Here is a 705-nt window from a genome sequence, read left to right as displayed (position 1 = left end):
GAGGGCGCGTCCGCCCAGGAGCAGTACGAACAGGTCACCGCGCGGCTCGGGGAGGCCGTCCCGGCCGTCGAGGTCGCCGCGGTGGAGGACACCGGGGAGGAGGACCGCCGCGCGGCCACCCTGTCCTGGTCGTGGGACCTCCCGGGCACGGACCAGGACTGGGCGTACGACTCGACTCTTCCCGTGGTCCGGTCGGGCGACGGGCAGTGGGTCCCGGAGTGGTCCCCGAGCGTGGTCCAGCCGGACCTGGCGGAGGGGGAGGCCCTCCGTGCGCGGACCGTGGCCGCGGACCGCGGGGACATCCTCGGCCCGGACGGCGAGGCGCTGGTGACGGAACGCCCGGTCCGCCGGGTGGGCATCGACCGGTCGCAGCTGGACGGGGCGGACCCCGCCGCGGCGGCGCGCCGGCTCGCCGCGGTCGTGGACATCGACGCCGACGCCTACGCCGAGGCGGTCGAGCAGGCCGGGCCGGAGGCGTTCGTCGAGGCCCTGCCGCTGCGGCTGGAGGACTTCCGGGAACTGGACGCGCAGCGGATGCAGGCGATCCCGGGGCTGCTCGTGGTCGAGGACGAGCTCCCGCTGGCGCCCTCCCGCGGCTTCGCCGCCGACCTGCTGGGCGCGGTGTCCGAGGCCACCGCCGAGGACCTCCAGGCCGCCGGCGGCGACCTGGCGGCCGGCGCGCTGATCGGCCGCGGCGGCGTCCAG

General features: G+C 77.9%; 1 protein-coding gene. It reads left to right on the top strand.

The features are described from left to right. Positions 1-705, top strand: a 705-nt coding sequence (locus RCG67_RS16880) for an NTF2-like N-terminal transpeptidase domain-containing protein (RefSeq protein WP_368827952.1), incomplete at both ends; no start/stop codon positions are given.

Source organism: Kocuria cellulosilytica (assembly GCF_040981245.1).
Taxonomy (GTDB): domain Bacteria; phylum Actinomycetota; class Actinomycetes; order Actinomycetales; family Micrococcaceae; genus Kocuria; species Kocuria cellulosilytica.
Note: the sequence above shows the minus strand (reverse complement) of the source record. Positions and strands in the feature narration are given on the sequence as shown.